Below are 18,214 nucleotides of genomic sequence, written 5' to 3' on the forward strand. Positions count from 1 at the left end.
TATGTGCGGTATTGTAGGGGTCCTCGGTCAGCATGAAGCTGCGCCCATCCTTGTTGAAGCGTTAAAACGTCTGGAATATCGCGGCTATGACAGCGCCGGTATTGCCACGATTAATGACGGTCACCTTGACCGCCGCCGCGCGGTGGGCAAGCTGGTAAACCTTTCGGATTTGTTGGTGCATGAACCGCTGGCTGGCAAATCTGGCATTGGCCACACCCGCTGGGCCACACACGGCGCGCCCTCTGTCACTAATGCCCACCCGCATCAGGCTGGCCCGGTCGCAGTCGTGCACAACGGTATCATTGAAAACTTCCGCGAACTGCGTGCCGAGCTGTCCGAGCTTGGTGCCAAATTCGTCACCGAAACAGACACCGAAACTGTCGCCCTGCTGACCCAACACCACATGTCCCAAGGGCTAAGCCCCGTTGACGCGGCAACCAAGACGCTAAGCCGCCTGCAAGGGGCCTTTGCCTTGGCGTTCCTGTTCGATGGCGAAGAAGACCTGATGATCGGCGCGCGCAAAGGTGCGCCGCTGGCTGTCGGGCATGGCGACAACGAAATGTTCTTGGGCAGCGATGCAATTGCCCTATCCCCGATGACCAACCGCATCACTTATCTCGAGGAAGGCGACCGCGTGATCCTCACGCGCAGCTCGGTCGAGATTTTCGATGCAAATGGATCGCGTGCAAACCGCGCCGTCAAAACCATCAGCCTGGACAGCACCCGCGTCGACAAGGCTGGGCATAAACACTTTATGGCCAAGGAAATCGCGGAGCAGCCAAGCGTTATTGGCGAAGCTCTGAGCCACTATGTAAGTGCCGATAACACCATTTCGCTGCCCGACCCCGGTCTGGATTTCACAAAGTTTGACCGCATCACCATGGTCGCCTGCGGCACGGCCTACTACGCTTGTCTGACAGCGAAATACTGGTTCGAACAAATCGCGCGCCTGCCGGTCGAGGTCGATTTCGCCTCTGAATTCCGCTACCGCGAACCCCCCATTCCGGGCCGCACACTGGCCATGTTCGTCAGCCAATCCGGTGAAACCGCCGATACCCTCGCCGCCCTGCGCTATTGTGAGGGCAAGGCAGATAAAATTGCGTCGGTCGTCAATGTCACTGAATCCTCGATTGCACGCGAAAGCGATCTGGCCTTGCCAATCCACGCGGGGGTCGAGGTTGGCGTGGCATCGACCAAGGCCTTTACCTGTCAGCTTACGGTGCTCTTTTTGATGACCCTAAAAGCGGCATTTGATCGTGGTACCATAACCCAAGAGCAGTTGGCAGATCACATGTCCGCGCTGCGCTCGATGCCCTCGCTGATCAACACAGCGCTTGAACAAAACGACACGATCCGCGATGCTGCACAAAAACTCTCATCCGCCCGCGACGTGCTGTTTTTGGGGCGCGGCGCGATGTTCCCACTCGCCCTAGAAGGTGCATTAAAGCTAAAAGAAATTAGCTATATACACGCCGAAGCTTATGCATCAGGTGAACTTAAACACGGACCCATCGCGCTTATTGATGAAAACGTCCCGGTGGTCGTCATGGCCCCAAAGGACACCCTGTTCGACAAGACCGTCAGCAACATGCAAGAGGTCATGGCGCGCAAGGGTAAGGTCATTCTGATCTCTGACCGCAAGGGGCTGGATGAGGCCGCCGAAGGCACATGGGCGCAGATTGAAATGCCCCCCGTCGCCGATGCGCTGGCACCGATCCTTTATGCCATCCCCGCGCAATTGCTGGCCTATCACACGGCAATCGCCAAAGGCACGGATGTTGACCAACCACGCAACCTGGCAAAATCCGTGACAGTCGAATAATGGCCAAGCAGTTCGACCACATCAGCGATGATCAACGCGACTTCATCAAGGCGCAGCACATGTTCTTTTGCGGAACGGCGGCCGGGGATGGGCGGGTCAACATCTCGCCCAAGGGGATGGACAGCCTGCGCGTGGTGGGGCCGAACCGTATCATTTGGCGCAATATGACGGGATCGGGAAATGAAACCGCCGGACATCTGTCGCGTGTCAACCGCATGACATTGATGTGGTGCGGGTTCGAGACCCGCCCGATGATCATGCGCGCCTATGGCACCGCACGGGCCCTGCACCCCCGCGACGCTGATTTTGCATCCCTGCAAGATCTGTTTCCAGCGGCCCTTGGCACCCGGCAGATCTATGACATGAACGTCGATATGCTTCAGACAAGCTGCGGCTATGCCGTGCCGTTTTACGACCACGCAGGCGACCGCGACGTTCTCAAGAAATGGGCCGACGACAAAGGCGCAAGCGCGATTGAAACCTATTGGGGCGAACGCAATCACACCACGATTGACGGCTTGCCCACATATATCACTCAGGACACACCCGATGCATGAGCCCTATCTGGCGCAACTCAGCGCACTTGCCGATCCGGCGCGCATTGAACAGATGCACGCCTATCACAAGATTGACCGCCCCTATCTGGGCGTGACCAACCCGGACATTAACGAGCTGACCAAAACATGGCGGGCAGAGCTGGAGCTGGCGGATCGCATCAACCTTGCCGATGCGCTTTGGCAAACCGATATATTCGAGGCCCGCGTCGCCGCCGCGAAACTGCTGACCCAAGCACGGCTGCGTCCCGACGACGAAGCCGCATGGAAAATGCTGCAAAGCTGGGTGCCCGATTTTGACAGCTGGGCCATAGCCGATCACGTTTGCATGGCGATCCAAAAACGTCTGATCGCCGATCCCTCCCGTCTCGACACCGTCGAGAACTGGACAACGTCGGATCACCTCTGGACCAAACGCGCCGCCCTTGTGGCGACCCTGCCCTGGACCAAGCAAAACAATCCAAAGCCCGAGGAACTGGCCGCGCGCGACCACATTTTGGGCTGGGCCGCAGGGTATCTCCCCGTCAAAAACGGCATCATGCAAAAGGCCATCGCCTGGTGGGTGCGCGACCTCAGCCGCCATGACCCCGCCCGCGCACAACTCTTCATTGATGAAAACAGCCACCACATGAAACCCTACGCGGTCAAGGAAGCCTCGCGCTATCTGCCCGCTGTACCAGAAAACACTGAAACCACGCCCGACGCCTAACCCGCATTCTCTGGCTCATAAATATCCCGGGGGGTCCGGGGGGCTGGCCCCCCGCCCCTCGCGGAAATCATGCTCCGGCCGCACTTAATTTGACGTAGAGATCTCGACGCTGGTCAAATCCGTCAAAGACGCCCCAATCAAACGCAATGCGGCAAGGGACATGCGACTTCCTGCCGTGGCAGGCCCTTCGATCGGGATCAGCATCACGGTGGATGATTTACCCGTTGCGGGGTTCGTCACCCGGCCCTGCATTTCGCTTTGAACCAAGGGGGTCTTGATCCACAGCCCCGGCTCCGTCGCACTGCCCAGCGACGCAACGGTTGTTCCCAACACACGCGCCCCAGCCGCCGCAGGAGCCACAGCCGCGGCGCGTTGTTCGGCGGTTGTGGTGTCCAATGTCTCGGCTGTGCGGGCCGCTGCGGGGGGGCGCGGCGCGGATGTTACGGGATCATACGTTGCTTGATCCACCTCCGAAGGCTCCGGCAAAGCAGCCGTATTATCCGACTGGGGCCATCCAAGACCCAGCCGTTCTGTCGTCGCTCCACAGGCAGAAAGCCCCAGGCAAATCGTACAAAGAATAAGACAATGTTTCATAGGGTGCTGGATAGCCGCCCACTGGTGCTGCTTCAATCACCTTATTGTCCCTTGCCCCGCGATGAGCCGATGTTTACCTATTGGGTATGAATGCACCTTTAATTGACCCATTTGCCCGCGCGATCACCTATCTGCGTGTCTCTGTGACGGACCGCTGCGATTTTCGCTGCGTCTATTGCATGTCAGAGAATATGAATTTCCTGCCTAAGAAAGAACTCCTCACGCTTGAGGAACTGGACCGGCTGTGCACCAATTTCATTGACCTCGGCGTTCAAAAACTACGTATCACGGGCGGTGAGCCTTTGGTCCGCAAGGGCATCATGACCTTCTTTGACAGCATGACCCGTCATCTGGACGCCGGTACGCTCAAGGAATTGACCCTGACCACCAATGGCAGTCAGCTGGAGCGCTTTGCGACCGATCTCTATGCCGCGGGCGTGCGGCGCGTGAATGTGTCGCTTGATACACTGGATGATCAGAAATTCGCCGACATCACCCGATGGGGTCGTCTTCCCCAAGTGTTGCGTGGCATTGACGCGGCGCAGGCCGCGGGTTTGCGCGTCAAAATCAACGCCGTGGCGCTCAAAGGGTTTAACGAATCCGAACTGCCCAGCATGACCGCATGGTGTGCGGATCGCGGCATTGACCTGACCTGGATCGAAGTCATGCCCATGGGCGACTTGGGCAACGAGGATCGTCTGGGCCAGTATTGGTCGCTCAAAGATGTGCGCAGCGCCTATGAAGACAACTATACGGTAACAGATTTGCTGGAAAACACTGGTGGCCCCGCCCGCTATGTGCGGCTTGAGGAAACGGGCCAGAAAATCGGTTTCATCACCCCGCTTAGCCATAATTTCTGCGAAAGCTGCAACCGCGTGCGTATTACCTGCACCGGAGAGATATACATGTGTCTGGGTCAAGAAGACGTGGCCGATCTGCGCGCGCCCTTGCGCAATAACCCTGAGGATGACGCGCCGCTTAAAGACGCCATTCGCGCGGCGATCAATCTGAAACCCAAGGGCCACGATTTCGATTATTCCCGCCAAAAGCTCGACGGGCAAATGCCCCGCCACATGAGCCACACAGGCGGCTGACAGGCTCATGTCCGTCCCCTTTCTCTATCGTGCATGGGTCGTCGCCAGCATGGGGTTGGTCCCGTTCTTTGCGCGGTCACAAACCGCCAAGCTGCGCGCGCAAGGCGTGCCGGTGCGCCGCGCCCATGAAAAGCTGGGCCATGCCACCCAAGACCGTCAGGGATCAGGCCCGCTGATCTGGCTGCACGCCGCATCCGTGGGCGAAAGCCTGTCGGTGCTCGCGCTGATCACACGCATGGGGCTGATCTTGCCTCGCGCGCAGTTTCTGATCACCTCAGGCACTGCCACCTCTGCCACGCTGGTCGCCCAACGCATGCCGCCGCGCACCCAGCACCAGTTCGCCCCGCTTGATGCCCCCGGGCCGCTGAAGCGTTTTTTGCGTCACTGGCAGCCTGATGCGGCGATCTTTGTCGAAAGCGAACTGTGGCCACAGATGCTGCGCCGGACCCATGGGACGGGCGCGAAAATGGCGCTGGTCAACGCGCGCCTGTCCGACAAATCGGTCGAGACATGGCGCAAGCATCCGAAGATGGCACGCTATCTGTTTGGTGTCTTCGACCTGATCCTGACCCAGAACGATGCGATGGCCCATAAAATGGTCAGCATGCACGCCCCATCAGACCGTGTTGCGCGGGGCATCAATCTGAAATCAATGGCGGGCCCCCTGCCCGTGGACGAAGACGCGCTGTTTGACGCCCGCGCAGCACTGGGGAATCGCCCGGTCTGGGTTGCGTCCTCGACACACGACGGCGAAGAAGACGCCGTTTTGCAGGCGCATAAAGCGTTGTTAGAGGAAATCCCCGACCTGTGTCTGATCCTTGCCCCGCGCCACCCCGAACGCGGCGACGCTGTAGAGGCGTTGGTGACGGCGGCGGGCCTGACCTGCAACCGGCGCAGCCGCGGCGACGCACCCGGCGAGCAGGTCTATTTAGCCGATACGCTGGGCGAATTGGGCCTGTGGTATGCGATGTCGGATATTGTATTTTTGGGCGGCTCGCTGCTGCCCATCGGCGGGCATAACCCGTTCGAGGTCGCCCAAGCAGGTGCCGCGGTTCTGTCAGGCACACATGTTTCGGCCTTTGCGGAAACCTATGCCCAGCTTGAGACCGAAGGGGCGGCGCAATTCGTTGAAGATGGCGATGATCTGACCGCAACGCTTTCCAAGCTGCTGTCGACTCCTGAAGATTTAGCCAAGATGACCGGTGCCGCCAAACGCTTTGTCGCGGCGCAAGATGATCAGCTTGATGGGATCGCCGCGCGGCTTGTGTCTGTTCTGGGGCTGGACGCGGGATGAAAAGAAAGCTGTTCGTCACCAACTTTAACAAGAACTTCACCGGCGTTTCGGCAACGGCAGCCAATGTCATCCGCGCGCAGATGGATCGTTATGATCTGGCGCTTGTGGGCCGCCCCTTGCCCGGGTGCCCTGATCCGATCACCGTGAAACAAGCCCGCGCCGCATCCACCGGCGGCGCAATTTGGCATGTGCGGCGCAACACGGAGATGCGCGCCGCCCTTTGGGCGCGGGACGTTCTGCGCCTGCCGATCAAAATCGTTTTCACCTCGGCAGCGCAGCGCCGGCATTCTGCCTATCCCCGCTGGTTGATCAGCCGCATGGATGCTGTGATCGCGACCACTGAGAAAGCCGCTGATTTCGTGCCCCATGTCCGCGCCGTGGTGCCGCACGGCGTGGATACCGCGCTGTTTCACCCTGCCCCAGATCGCGCAGAGGCGTGGCAAACCTTGGGGTACGGCGGCACCACTGGCATCGCCACCATTGGCCGCATCCGCCCGGAAAAAGGCACCGATCATTTTGTTAAAGCGATGATTGATCTGCTGCCAGACCACCCCGGCGCGGTTGCATTGGTTTTAGGCAAAGCGACCCGCGAACATCGCGCGTTTCTTGCAACCCTCAAGGATCAGGTGAATGCCGCTGGTCTGACCGACCGCATCCTGTTCCCCGGCGAAATCCCTGCCCAAGACCTGCCCGCGCTGATGCGGGGCCTATCGCTGGTCGTACAACTACCGCAATATGAGGGTTATGGCATGGTCCCGCTTGAGGCGATGGCGACTGGTGTGCCCTTCATTGGCTATGACGCAGGGTATTACCGCAGCTTTAGTGACGAAGGCCGCGCAGGTATGATCGTCGACACCCCGAAAGCCGCTGCAACTGCCGCACGTACTATTCTTGATGGCAAGGTTGACGCGATGGGCGATATTGCCCGCGCGCATGTGATCGAAAACTTCAGCGCCAAGGCCGAGGCTGACGGGATCGACGCGGTCTATCAGATGATTTGGGCGCAAGGATAACCCCCGCGCCCAAAGATTGATTTAGCTCATTGGCATCCGCTGTTCAGCAAGACCTGCCCACCAGCTGCATCCGACCGGAATAACGTCATCGTTAAAGTTATACATCGGATGGTGCACCATCGCCGTGTCGCCATTGCCGACCAGAATATAGGCGCCGGGACGCTCTTCGAGCATAAAGGCAAAGTCTTCGCCGCCCATCACCAATGGGGCCTCGTCACATTGGCCGGAAATACCGCGCGCCACATCGGCGGCGAATTCGGTTTGTTCGTCATGGTTCACCATCACCGGATAGTTGCGGATATAGTTCACCTTGGCCGTCGCCCCGAATGTCGCAGCGATGCCTTCGCAAATCTCGCTTACACGCTTTTCCGCCAGATCGCGCAGATCGTTCGACAACGTCCGGACAGTGCCCAGCAGATTAACCCGCTGCGGGATCACGTTGAACGCCTTGGACGACGATTCAATCGAGGTGATCGACACCACGATATTGCCAATCGGATCAGCATTACGGCTGACGATGGTTTGCAGCGCGGTGATCATTTGCGCGGTAACCACCATGGTATCAATGGTCTCGTGCGGCTTGGCAGCGTGACCGCCCAAACCTTCGACTTCGATCTCAAGCAGATCGGTTGCGGCAAAAAACGGGCCGGGACGGATGGCGAAGCTGCCCGCTGGCATGCCCGGCCAGTTGTGCATGCCATAAACTTCTTGGATGCCCCAACGGTCCATCATGCCGTCTTTGCACATCTCGCGCCCACCGCCGCCGCCTTCTTCGGCAGGTTGGAAAATCACCACGACGGTGCCGTCAAAATTACGGGTTTCGGCCAGATATTGCGCGGCCCCCAGCAACATCGCAGTGTGACCATCATGGCCACAGGCATGCATCGCGTTCGGCGTTTTCGACGCATATTCAACGCCGGTTTGTTCATGAATGGGCAGCGCGTCCATATCGGCGCGCAGGCCAATCACCTTGCCCGACTTGGTTACATTGCCCTTGATCACGCCAACCACGCCCGTGCGGCCAATACCCTCGACGACCTCATCACAGCCAAAGGCACGCAGTTTTTCGGCGACGGTGGCGGATGTGCGGTGGGTTTCAAACAAAATCTCAGGATGTTCGTGTAAATCACGTCGCCACGCAGTGATATCATCGTGAAGTTCCGCAAAGCGGTTTTTAACAGGCATTGTAGGTCCTTTTTGGGAGGTTTTATCTGTGATGCGGGGGCTGTTCAGCCCACGCTGGGCAATCGTGTTTCAACCATCTCGGCAAACCAGCTGCAACCGGCGGGGATGGCATCGTCGTTAAAGTTATACATCGGGTGATGGACCGTCGGACCATCGCCATTGCCCAGCATGATATAGGCCCCCGGCCGCTGGTTCAGCATATAGGAAAAATCCTCGCCCGCCATGATCGGCGGGGTGTCACGGTCCACGCCAGGGGTCACTTTTTCGGCAGCTTCCGCGGCGAAATGGGTGTTATCTTCGGCATTGACGGTCACGGGATAGCCGCGTTCATAGGTGATGTCGGCGCTGCATTGATAGGCGGCGGCGGTGTGGGTTACAATCGCCTCTAGGCGTTCTTGGGCCAGATCACGAATGCCCGCATCCAGCGTGCGCACCGTGCCGCGCAACCGTACGGTTTGCGGCAAAACGTTATGGCTGTCGGTGTCGGACCGCAGGGTGCACACCGACACCACCACCTGTTTCATCGGGTCAACATTGCGGCTGGCGATGGATTGCAGGGCCACCACGATATGAGCAGCGGCAAGGTTGGTATCAATCGCCTCGTGCGGGGCGGCGGCGTGACCGCCCTGCCCTGTGACGGTGATGTCAAATTCATCCGCCGAGGCCAGCAAGGCACCGCTGCGGATCGCAAATTCGCCGACCGGATAGTCGGGCATATTGTGCAAGCCATATACCTCGTCAATCGACCAGCGGTCCATCAGGCCTTCTTGGACCATGATATTGCCGCCACCGCCGCCTTCTTCGGCGGGTTGAAAGATCAGCACCGCGCGGCCATCGAAATTGCGGGTTTCAGCCAGATATTGCGCCGCGCCCAGCAGGATCGCCGTGTGGCCGTCATGGCCACAGGCATGCATCTTGCCCGGATGGGTCGATGCGTATTCAAGGCCCGTTGCCTCGGATATAGGCAGCGCATCCATGTCGGCGCGCAACCCGATGGTGCGGCCAGACGTGTTTGTTTTCCCTTCGATCACCGCAACGATACCGGTTTGCGCGATGCCTGTGGTGATGTCGGTGATGCCAAAGCTGCGCAGTTTATCAGCCACGAAGGCCGCGGTCTTGGGCAGGTCGAACTGCAGCTCTGGGATCGTGTGCAGGTGGCGGCGCCATGCGGTGATATCGGCATGGGTTTCGGCAAAGCGGTTCTTGATCGGCATGGTTACTCCGGTACTAAAATTAAACGTTTGGGCCCAAAACTATTGGGCTGCCATCGCTAAAGCGCGACAGGCGGAACCGTGTGAGATCATGCCCCACATCGCGCCCCATGGCCAGTGCAGCCAAGACGCGCCCCATGCCCGGACCGATGCCAAACCCATGGCCTGACATGCCCGTGCCAACGGTTAACCCGGGCAAACTAGCCACATGATCCACGACTGGCACGATATCGGGCATTGTATCAATCATACCCGCCCAAGCAGCCTTGAGCCGAACTGGCGGCAGATCGGGGAAGAGTGCTGAGAAATTACGCAAAAGACGGTTGATTTTGCGCATATTGGGGGCCGGGTTCAGGATGCGCATGGCCTCGAACGGGGTGGTTTCATCGCCGCGCCAACGGCGTTTGGTACCCCATGCGTCTGGGAAACCTTTGGGTCCGTAAGGGTACAACACTTGGCCAAACGGATTAGCGCGAAGCTGGGTCAGGTAATGGGGGAAACTGCGAAAGGCATCTGGGCCAATAAACAGATCCGGCGCGCCGGGCGGGGCCAGCGTATAGCCGCCATCCTCGCGCCGTCTGAACGCAACTTTTCGTGTGGCGGCGGCACCTGCATAAATTTCGGGCAAAGGTTCAGTGGCTGCCACGTTTTCACGCACCGACAGCTGCGGGATGCTGACCCCATGATTGCGCAAAAACATTGAGGACCACGCGCCCCCAGCCAGCACCACCTGTGGGGCGCTGATCCGGCCAGTTTCTGTGATCACGCCAGCAACACGACCGCCAGCGATATCGAGCGCGCGCACGGCGCAGTTTTCAACGATCTCGACCCCGTCACGCGCCGCAATGGCAGCCAAGGCGGGCACGGCGACCCATGGTTCTGCACGCATATCCGACGGCGTGACCAGGGCGGCCAACGCGGGTTTCGACATGCCGGGGAACATGGTCTTGACCTGAGCAGAGGACAGGATTTTGCTGTCTACGTTATTGGCCCGCGCATGGGGCAGCCATTCTTCGTAATCGGCGACATGGCTGGGTTTGTCCGCAAAATAGGTTATCCCACCTTGGCGCAGACCGATGTCGAGGTTGGTTTGCCCTGCCAATTCGCGCCAGAGGTGCTGTGCCTCGGCCATAATTGGCATCTCGTCCGGGTCACGGCCCTGTTGCCTGATCCAGCCCCAGTTGCGGCTGGATTGTTCGCCCGCGATACGGCCCTTTTCCAGCAGGATGACTTTGCCGCCGTCCCGCGCTAAAAACAGGGCGGTGCAGACACCAATCACGCCGCCACCGATAACGACAAAATCGGCTTGGGTGCTGTGCGGGCCGGGATAAGTGATCGGGGTCGTAGTATTGATGGGGAAGTGCATCATGCGCGCGTTCTATATGTGACGGGGCCAATTTGGGAGCCGGGTTGGGGGCCAGCCCCCGGTGCCGCGCTGCGGCCCCTCCCCCGGGGTTTATTTCCTTTTGGAATGGAAGGTTTGGGAGGGGCGTTTTGTGTCATTTCAAACGTTCGATTAAGTCTCGCATGAATTTATGCCCCGCCTCGAATTGTGAGACTTCGATATATTCATTTGGTTGATGGGCCTGCGCGATGTCGCCCGGACCGCAAATCACAGCGCTGTAGCATGCTTCTTGGAATTGGCCGGCCTCCGTGCCGTAGCTGACCTTGTGACTGGCATTGTCACCGGTAATCTGGCGCACGAAGGTTTCGGCAAGCCCGTCTTTTTCGGGCTGCAATGCGGGAACGTCAAAGCGCGGCGTGACTTCGATATAGGTTTCGGGCACGACTTCTTGCATCTGCTTTTCGACCTGACGCACCTTTTTCAGATAGGCGGTGCCCCACGCGTCTTTATCCTCGCCCGGGACGACGCGGAAATCCATCGCAAAGTAGCAATCCTTGGCCGTGATATTATGGGCAGTGCCGCCGGAAATCTGGCCTACGTGGCAAGTGGTAAAGGGCGGATCAAACATCGCAGCAAGCTCGGACGGTTTGCGCGCGAAGTTTTCGGTGTTCATTTCATTGGCCCATTCGATCAGCTTGGCCCCGGCCATGATCGCATTCACGCCGGTGTGCATCAGCGATGAATGCACCTCGAACCCGACCACATGGGTGTTGAAGCCGCTGCCGCCCTTGTGACCTGTGACCGCCTGCATCATCGACGGCTCGCCCACGATCACCAGGCCGCCCTTGGGCAGCACGGGTTGCATGGCTTGGATCATCGGGGGCGCGCCGGTGCAGCCGATTTCTTCGTCAAAGCTGAGCGCGATCTGGAGCGGGCGTTTGATATCGGCGTATTTAGCCTCGACCAGTGCCCAGATGGCCTGAGCGTCAAAGCCTTTCATGTCGCAAGTACCGCGCCCGTAGTAGCGGCCATCGCGTTCAACGACGGTAAACGGGTCTGTGTCCCACGGCTGGCCATCGACCGGCACCACGTCGGTGTGGCCCGACAAGACCACCGCCCCTTCGACCCAAGGGCCGACATGGGCAAACAGCGCGTGTTTGGGTTGATCGGGGTCGATATAGCGGTGGCTTTCGATGCCGTGGCTGGCCAGATAATCGGCCACCCAATCGATCAGCGGGATATTGGTATCGCGGGACACCGTAGGAAAGCTGATCAGCTTTTCCATCAGCGCAAAGGGGGTCATACGTTCAGCCATGGGGCGATCCTTTAGTATCCGCTATCAGTCAAAAGCACCTGATGGCCGGGGGATACGGTTTTGTAGACGGAGGGTTCGGGCGTGTAGCTGACCGGATGGATCGGCGACGGGATCGGCTTGAAGTTCAGCTCGCTTTCCTTTTTGCGCTTGCGTGGGTCGGCGATGGGCACGGCCTTCATCAACGCTTGGGTATAGGGGTGCTGCGGGTTCTCAAACACCTGCTGACGCGACCCCAACTCGACAATGCGGCCCAAATACATGACACCGACCTGATGGCTGACCCGTTCCACCACGGCCATGTCATGACTGATAAAGAGGAACGACAGCTCCAGTTCTTGTTGCAGTTCAAGCATCAGGTTCACGACCTGTGCCTGCACAGACACATCCAGCGCGGATACGGCCTCGTCCGCGATAATCAGCTTGGGGTTCAGGGCCAAAGCACGGGCAATGGCCACGCGCTGGCGTTGGCCGCCAGACAATTCATGGGGGAAACGGCGCATAAAGCTGCGGGGCAATTCGACCCGGTCAAACAGCATTTCGATCCGTTTGGTCAGGTCTGCACCTTTAAGTGTGCCGTAGTTGTGGATCGGTTCAGCGACCTGATCGGACAGCTGCATTTGCGGGTTGAGCGAGGCAAACGGATCTTGAAAGATCATCTGCATATCTAGCCGCGCTTCGCGCAGGTCATGGGCATTGAGCGCCATGATATCCTTGCCGCCGATATCAATCTCGCCCGAGAGCGGTTCAACGAGACGCAGGATCGACCGGCCGGCAGTGGACTTACCGCAACCGGATTCGCCAACAAGGCTTAGCGTCTGGCCTTTGTTGATGGTGAATGACAGGTCTTCGACAGCGTGGACATTGGCGATGGTACGGCGGAAAAATCCGCCCTTGACCGGAAAGCGCGTGGTCAGGTTTTTTACGGTCAGCAAGGTTTCGGTCGTGCCTTTGATCGGCTTGATCTCTTTATCCTTGCTGCCCAACAGCTTCATCGGCTCCGGATAGGCTTTGCCGGTCATTTCACCCAGCTTTGGAACCGCGGCCAACAACGCCTTGGTATAGGGGTGCTGCGGGTTCTCGAATATTTCCTCGACGGTGCCCTCTTCGACCTTGTTGCCGCGGAACATCACGACCACGCGGTCGGCCATTTGCGCCACAACGGCCATGTCGTGGGTGATGAACATCACGGCGGTGCCAGTCTCCCGTTTCAGCCGGTCGATCAGCGCCAAAATCTCGGCCTGAATGGTCACGTCCAGCGCGGTCGTGGGTTCATCAGCGATCAGCAAACGCGGCGAACAGGCCAAGGCCATCGCAATCACGACACGCTGACGCATGCCGCCGGACAATTCATGGGGATATTGCTTAAGCCGCTGGTCGGGCTGGGGAATGCGCACCTGGGTCAGCAGTTCCAATGCGCGGGCTTCGGCCTCGGCCTTTGTCATGCCCTTGTGCAAACGCAAGCCTTCGGTCAGTTGACGGCCCACGGTAAAGACGGGATTCAGCGCCGTCATCGGCTCTTGAAAGATCATCCCGATTTCATTGCCGCGAATTTCACGCATCAGGTCCTGATCGGTCTGCGCAAGGTCGACGGCCGGCTTGTCCTTGCGCTCAAATAATAGGCGCCCACCAGCAATTTTTCCGCCGCCAAATTCGACCAAACGCATCAAAGACAGCGACGATACCGATTTTCCGGAACCAGATTCGCCGACCACACAAACGGTTTCACCCGAATTGATGTCAAAACTGACATTCTCGACCCCCAAAACAGGGCCGTCTTGGGTTTGAAATTCGACCCTAAGCCCTTGTATTTGTGCAATTGGTGTAGATGTGCTGTCGTCAAGCATTCGGGTATCCAGCGCTGGTGATGTAATTGTTCTGCAGACGCTAAGACCATTCTTCCCCCAGTGTCAAACGGGACAGGACCCGCACGTGCTTGCGCTTTCTCAGTGCTTGCATTTTGCGCAAATTCTGCTTCGATAGCGGCACCCGCGACAGGAAACGCAATGTGACGAACCGTAACGAACATTTAATTGAACAGTTGTGTTTCGTCCCCTTGACCTTTCCTTCGCGATCATAAGAAAGTCGCGGCCATGTCAAAAAATGGCATCCGACGAACAAAAAGACTGGCACCAACAAAGATATCACCGGTGCCCAACAAGGAGTAAGTTATGAAGTTGAAAACCCTTTTGATGGGTGCAGTTGCCTTTACGGCTCTTGCCCCCGCTGCATTCGCAGCCGCCCACGAAGGCGAGCGCGGACGCGACGGCGAGGTCAAGATCATCTATTGGCAAGCGCCTTCGATCATGACGCCATATCTGTCGGGCGGTACCAAGGACCTCGAGGCCGCGAGCCTCGTGATTGAACCTTTGGGCCGGTACGACGAAAACGGCGCGTTGGTTCCATATCTGGCGACTGAAATCCCGACCGTTGAAAACGGTGGTGTTTCGGCAGACCTGAAATCCATCACATGGAAGCTGCAAGAGGGCCTGCTGTGGTCCGATGGCACACCTGTGACAACAGCGGACGTCAAGTTCACTGCTGAATACTGTATGCACCCCGAAGGCGGCTGCGCACAGGCATCCAAATTTGACGGCGTGGAAAGCATCGACATCATCGACGAACTGTCGCTGACCGTGAACTTCACCGACGCCAAACCAAACCCATACGGCCCATTCATGGGTGCGCAATCCCCGATCATTCAAGCGGCACAATTCGCAGAATGCTTGGGCGCAAAAGCACCTGAATGTACCGACGCCAACTTTAACCCGATCGGCACTGGCCCGTTCATGGTTACGGATTTCCGTCCAAACGACGTTATCCAGATGGTTGCGAACCCGAACTACCGTGATCCTAACAAACCTGCATTTGCATCCCTGACCTTCAAAGGTGGCGGCGACGCAACAGCGGCGGGTCGTGCGGTTATGGAAACCGGTGAATACGATTACGCTTGGAACATGCAACTGGCACCTGACGTGCTGGCGAAAATGGCCGAAGGCGGCAAAGGTGTACCTATCTCTGCATTCGGCACCTTGGTTGAGCGTCTTGAGATGAACATGACCAACCCGTCGGCAGACCTGCCCGAAGGCGAGCGTTCGACTGTGATGCACCCGCATCCGTTCTTGTCGGATTTCAAAGTCCGCAAGGCGCTTTCCATGGCAATCGACCGCCCACTTCTGGTTGAAGTTGGTTATGGCCAAGCGGGTCGTCCGACCTGTAACCTTGTTCCTGCTCCTGCGCTTTATGCATCCGACAACACCGAATGCCTGACGCAAGACCTAGAAGGTGCCAAGGCCCTGCTGGACGAAGCAGGCTACACCGATAGCGATGGCGACGGTGTCCGTGAAAAAGACGGCGTTAAGCTGTCGGTTCTGTACCAAACCTCGACCAATGCTGTCCGTCAGGATTTCCAAGCTTTGATCAAAGACTGGTGGAACCAAATCGGTGTCGAAGTCGAACTGCGCAACCTTGACGCGTCGGTCTTCTTTGGCGGTGACCCAGGTTCGCCTGACACGTTCCAAAAGTTCTATGCGGACGTTGAAATGTACGCCAACAACTTTGACGGCACAGACCCACAGTCATATCTGTCGGCCTACCGTTGTGGCGGCGAACCAAAACCATCCAGCCAATGGCAGGGTGAGAACATCAACCGCTTCTGTAACGAAGAGTATGATGCACTGCTGGACGAGTTGTCCCGCACAGGTGAATTGTCCAAGCGTGGCGAAATCGCCAAGCGCCTGAACGACATCATCACCAAAGAAACCATGACAATCGTTCCACTGGTTGACCGTGGCCGTGTATCCGCTGCCTCCACCACTTTGGGCGGCGTTGTGCTTAATACTTGGGATTCCGAGCTTTGGAATGCCGCAGATTGGTACCGCATGAAGGATTAATACTTTCCTTCTGGAGGGGAGCGTGTATTACGCTCCCCTCTCTCGTGCCGACCAAAAAACCAAGACTACATCTACAACAGACTGACCTGCAAAGGCGCCGCGCATGCTGACTTTCACCATTCGACGACTGCTATTGTCGATCCCGACGCTTTTGTTCATCAGTATGGTTATCTTCCTGCTGCTCCAACTGGCCCCTGGCGACCCTATGGCGCAGGTGCCGCTGACCGTGCCCCCCGAAGTCAAACAAAAGATGCGCGAGGCGCTTGGCCTTGGTCAGCCGATCTACGTGCAATACTACAAGTGGCTGATCCAGTTCTTCTGGGTTGAACCGCAGGTGTTCCTTGACTGGGCGACGCGCGAAACGTTCCTGCTTGGCTGGTTGCCGGATACGAATTTCTCGACCTTTATTGACCCTGACAGCGGTGCCGTGCGCCCTGTGCAGCGCACGATCAGCTGGCAGACCCGCAGCCCGATCATGGATATCGTAATCCAGCGGATGCCGCAGACCCTGTGGGTTGTGGGCCTAAGCTATATCGTGGGTATTCTGATCGCCATTCCGATCGGCATCTATTCCGCCTACCGGCATTATTCGCTGTTTGATCAGGCAGGTACATTCATCACCATGGTCGGCTTTTCGATCCCGCCCTTCTTTACCGGCCCGCTGCTGATTGTTGTGTTCTCGGTGACGCTGGGCTGGTTGCCATCGATCTATGACACGACCCATGTGGTTACCGATTGGGCCAGCTTTAAGGTGCAGTTCATGCAGATGATCATGCCCGTCATGGTGCTGGCACTGCAAACCACGGCCCAGATCAGCCGCTATATGCGCGGGGCCATGCTGGATAACCTGAACCAAGATTACGTGCGTACAGCGCGGGCAAAGGGGCTCAAAGAATCCTCGGTCGTGCTGGTACATGTGCTGCGCAATTCGATGATCCCCGTTGTGACCGTGATTGCCCTTGGCATGCCCGCGATTTTCGGCGGCGCGATCATCACCGAAAACGTGTTCAAGGTGAACGGCATCGGCCAGCTGCTGCTGACCGCCCTGTTCGCCAATGACCTGCCGATGGTGATGACCCTAACCTTTATCTTCGCCATCCTCATCGTTCTGTTTAACCTGATTGCCGATGTTCTATACGGCCTGCTTGACCCAAGGATCCGCTATGACTGAGCAAGCCATTCCCGCAAGCCCCGTTGAGGCTGACATCGAAACCTTTGGTGCGCTGGTTGACAAAGAACCGTCCAAACCACCGCGCAGCCAGTGGATCGACGTCTGGCAGCAGTTCCGCAAACACAAAGGCGCTGTGTTCGGTGGCGGCTTTTTGCTGTTCATTACGCTGGCCGTGATTTTCGGCCCCTTCCTGTGGGACGTGGACCCCAAGGCGCTGGACATCCGCAACAAGAACTGGCGGCCCATCTATCAGCTGCTGTTTGATAGCGAGGCCAAGGCCGGCTGGGCGCATCCCTTTGGCACTGACCAATTGGGCCGCGATATCATGGCGCAAATGATTGCAGGCGGTCAGGTGTCGATGGCCGTGGGCTGGTTGGCGATGGCGCTGGCACTGGTCATCGGTTCAGCAATTGGCGTCATCTCGGGCTATTTCAAAAAGCTTGATTTCTGGCTGATGCGTTTTACCGATCTGGTGCTGTCCTTGCCGATCCTGCCGCTGACATTGCTGGCCGTGACACTGTTCCGCCAGCCGTTGAATTCCCGTTTCGGCCCCGAAGGTGGCATGTTCATTCTGATCGTGGGCATCATCGGCCTGACGTCGTGGATGCAAACCGCACGGATCGTACGCGGCGATATTCTGGCACTGAAAGAGCGTGAATTCATTCTGGCCGCCCGATCCATCGGGACACGGTCGGGCAAGATCATCCGCCGGCACCTGCTGCCCAACGTCATCTCGCCCATCATGGTCTCCGCGACCTTGGGTCTTGCCACCGCGATCATCACCGAAAGCGCGCTAAGCTTTCTGGGTGTGGGCTTCCCGTCGGACTTCCCCACGTGGGGTAAGCTATTGTCGGATGCGGTCAGCCGGATGCAGGAATTCCCCGAGCGGGTCTTGTTGCCGGGCATCGCGATTTCGCTGACGGTGCTGAGTGTGAACTATCTCGGCGACGGTTTGCGCGACGCGTTGGATCCGCGTTTGCGGGGGCGGTGAGCCGAGGCACGCGTGGGTCTGCTGGG

The 18,214-nt window shown here is 58.2% G+C and carries 15 protein-coding genes; 9 read left to right on the top strand and 6 right to left on the bottom strand.

Annotated elements, in window-relative coordinates; translation table 11 throughout:
* Position 1 precedes the first annotated feature (1 nt).
* Genes glmS through WNY39_RS04640 form a run of 3 tightly spaced genes read left to right on the top strand, consistent with a single transcriptional unit; the run spans position 2 to position 3,085 of the window.
* On the top strand, positions 2-1,822 hold the full coding sequence (glmS, locus tag WNY39_RS04630) for a glutamine--fructose-6-phosphate transaminase (isomerizing) (protein ID WP_342844479.1): 1,821 nt from the start codon (positions 2-4) through the stop codon (positions 1,820-1,822).
* Positions 1,822-2,379: a pyridoxamine 5'-phosphate oxidase family protein gene (locus WNY39_RS04635; RefSeq protein ID WP_342844481.1), complete on the top strand. Its 558-nt coding sequence runs from the start codon at positions 1,822-1,824 to the stop codon at positions 2,377-2,379. The genes glmS and WNY39_RS04635 overlap by 1 nt, the downstream gene beginning before the upstream one ends.
* The gene (locus tag WNY39_RS04640; protein WP_342844482.1) at positions 2,372-3,085 is read left to right on the top strand and encodes a DNA alkylation repair protein; all 714 of its coding nucleotides are present in this window, start codon (positions 2,372-2,374) and stop codon (positions 3,083-3,085) included. Before WNY39_RS04635 ends, WNY39_RS04640 begins: the two co-directional genes overlap by 8 nt.
* Before the next feature lie 84 nt (positions 3,086-3,169).
* On the opposite strand, the gene WNY39_RS04645 is transcribed toward WNY39_RS04640, so the two are convergent.
* Positions 3,170-3,553, bottom strand: coding sequence for a hypothetical protein (locus WNY39_RS04645; protein ID WP_342844483.1), 384 nt, complete (start codon positions 3,551-3,553; stop codon positions 3,170-3,172).
* 212 nt (positions 3,554-3,765) lie between these two features.
* On the opposite strand from WNY39_RS04645, the gene moaA reads away from it, so the two are divergent.
* The 3 genes from moaA to WNY39_RS04660 are packed head-to-tail and all read left to right on the top strand — an operon-like array spanning position 3,766 to position 7,080.
* Positions 3,766-4,773, top strand: a complete 1,008-nt coding sequence (gene moaA / locus WNY39_RS04650; protein ID WP_342844485.1) for a GTP 3',8-cyclase MoaA — start codon at positions 3,766-3,768, stop codon at positions 4,771-4,773.
* Positions 4,774-4,780: 7 nt separating this feature from the next.
* Positions 4,781-6,067 (top strand): 3-deoxy-D-manno-octulosonic acid transferase, encoded by a 1,287-nt coding sequence (locus WNY39_RS04655; protein WP_342844486.1) that lies wholly within the window; start codon positions 4,781-4,783, stop codon positions 6,065-6,067.
* Complete coding sequence (locus WNY39_RS04660) at positions 6,064-7,080, top strand: glycosyltransferase family 4 protein (protein WP_342844487.1); 1,017 nt, start codon at positions 6,064-6,066, stop codon at positions 7,078-7,080. Before WNY39_RS04655 ends, WNY39_RS04660 begins: the two co-directional genes overlap by 4 nt.
* Before the next feature lie 21 nt (positions 7,081-7,101).
* Here WNY39_RS04660 and WNY39_RS04665 read toward each other — a convergent pair whose 3' ends face one another.
* From WNY39_RS04665 to WNY39_RS04685, 5 genes are all read right to left on the bottom strand, one after another.
* Positions 7,102-8,265: a M20 aminoacylase family protein gene (locus WNY39_RS04665; RefSeq protein ID WP_342844488.1), complete on the bottom strand. Its 1,164-nt coding sequence runs from the start codon at positions 8,263-8,265 to the stop codon at positions 7,102-7,104.
* A 44-nt stretch (positions 8,266-8,309) separates the two neighbouring features.
* Positions 8,310-9,479, bottom strand: coding sequence for a M20 aminoacylase family protein (locus tag WNY39_RS04670; RefSeq protein ID WP_342844489.1), 1,170 nt, complete (start codon positions 9,477-9,479; stop codon positions 8,310-8,312).
* Between the two features lie 19 nt (positions 9,480-9,498).
* Positions 9,499-10,845, bottom strand: a complete 1,347-nt coding sequence (locus tag WNY39_RS04675; RefSeq protein ID WP_342844490.1) for an FAD-binding oxidoreductase — start codon at positions 10,843-10,845, stop codon at positions 9,499-9,501.
* 130 nt (positions 10,846-10,975) lie between these two features.
* Entirely contained in the window at positions 10,976-12,136 is a 1,161-nt protein-coding gene (argE, locus tag WNY39_RS04680) for an acetylornithine deacetylase (protein ID WP_342844492.1), read from the bottom strand.
* Between the two features lie 11 nt (positions 12,137-12,147).
* On the bottom strand, positions 12,148-13,980 hold the full coding sequence (locus tag WNY39_RS04685) for an ABC transporter ATP-binding protein (RefSeq protein WP_342844494.1): 1,833 nt from the start codon (positions 13,978-13,980) through the stop codon (positions 12,148-12,150).
* 324 nt (positions 13,981-14,304) lie between these two features.
* Between WNY39_RS04685 and WNY39_RS04690 the strand changes: the two genes are divergently transcribed.
* From WNY39_RS04690 to WNY39_RS04700, 3 genes are all read left to right on the top strand, one after another.
* The gene (locus WNY39_RS04690; protein ID WP_342844495.1) at positions 14,305-16,026 is read left to right on the top strand and encodes a peptide ABC transporter substrate-binding protein; all 1,722 of its coding nucleotides are present in this window, start codon (positions 14,305-14,307) and stop codon (positions 16,024-16,026) included.
* A gap of 103 nt (positions 16,027-16,129) precedes the next feature.
* On the top strand, positions 16,130-17,197 hold the full coding sequence (locus WNY39_RS04695; protein ID WP_342844496.1) for an ABC transporter permease: 1,068 nt from the start codon (positions 16,130-16,132) through the stop codon (positions 17,195-17,197).
* A complete protein-coding gene (locus WNY39_RS04700; RefSeq protein WP_342844498.1) occupies positions 17,190-18,188 on the top strand; it encodes an ABC transporter permease in 999 nt (332 codons plus the stop codon). The genes WNY39_RS04695 and WNY39_RS04700 overlap by 8 nt, the downstream gene beginning before the upstream one ends.
* Positions 18,189-18,214: the final 26 nt, after the last annotated feature.

The sequence above is a fragment of the Sulfitobacter sp. AS59 genome (assembly GCF_038899995.1).
In the GTDB taxonomy this organism is placed as follows: Bacteria; Pseudomonadota; Alphaproteobacteria; order Rhodobacterales; family Rhodobacteraceae; genus Sulfitobacter.

Excerpts from the sequence above, each read along its gene's own strand:
- glmS (WP_342844479.1), top strand. The coding sequence starts at position 2 with ATGTGCGGTATTGTAGGGGTCCTCGGTCAGCATGAAGCTGCGCCCATC.
- WNY39_RS04635 (WP_342844481.1), top strand. The coding sequence starts at position 1,822 with ATGGCCAAGCAGTTCGACCACATCAGCGATGATCAACGCGACTTCATC.
- WNY39_RS04640 (WP_342844482.1), top strand. The coding sequence starts at position 2,372 with ATGCATGAGCCCTATCTGGCGCAACTCAGCGCACTTGCCGATCCGGCG.
- moaA (WP_342844485.1), top strand. The coding sequence starts at position 3,766 with ATGAATGCACCTTTAATTGACCCATTTGCCCGCGCGATCACCTATCTG.
- WNY39_RS04655 (WP_342844486.1), top strand. The coding sequence starts at position 4,781 with ATGTCCGTCCCCTTTCTCTATCGTGCATGGGTCGTCGCCAGCATGGGG.
- WNY39_RS04660 (WP_342844487.1), top strand. The coding sequence starts at position 6,064 with ATGAAAAGAAAGCTGTTCGTCACCAACTTTAACAAGAACTTCACCGGC.
- WNY39_RS04665 (WP_342844488.1), bottom strand. The coding sequence starts at position 8,265 with ATGCCTGTTAAAAACCGCTTTGCGGAACTTCACGATGATATCACTGCG.
- WNY39_RS04670 (WP_342844489.1), bottom strand. The coding sequence starts at position 9,479 with ATGCCGATCAAGAACCGCTTTGCCGAAACCCATGCCGATATCACCGCA.
- WNY39_RS04675 (WP_342844490.1), bottom strand. The coding sequence starts at position 10,845 with ATGATGCACTTCCCCATCAATACTACGACCCCGATCACTTATCCCGGC.
- argE (WP_342844492.1), bottom strand. The coding sequence starts at position 12,136 with ATGGCTGAACGTATGACCCCCTTTGCGCTGATGGAAAAGCTGATCAGC.
- WNY39_RS04685 (WP_342844494.1), bottom strand. The coding sequence starts at position 13,980 with ATGCTTGACGACAGCACATCTACACCAATTGCACAAATACAAGGGCTT.
- WNY39_RS04690 (WP_342844495.1), top strand. The coding sequence starts at position 14,305 with ATGAAGTTGAAAACCCTTTTGATGGGTGCAGTTGCCTTTACGGCTCTT.
- WNY39_RS04695 (WP_342844496.1), top strand. The coding sequence starts at position 16,130 with ATGCTGACTTTCACCATTCGACGACTGCTATTGTCGATCCCGACGCTT.
- WNY39_RS04700 (WP_342844498.1), top strand. The coding sequence starts at position 17,190 with ATGACTGAGCAAGCCATTCCCGCAAGCCCCGTTGAGGCTGACATCGAA.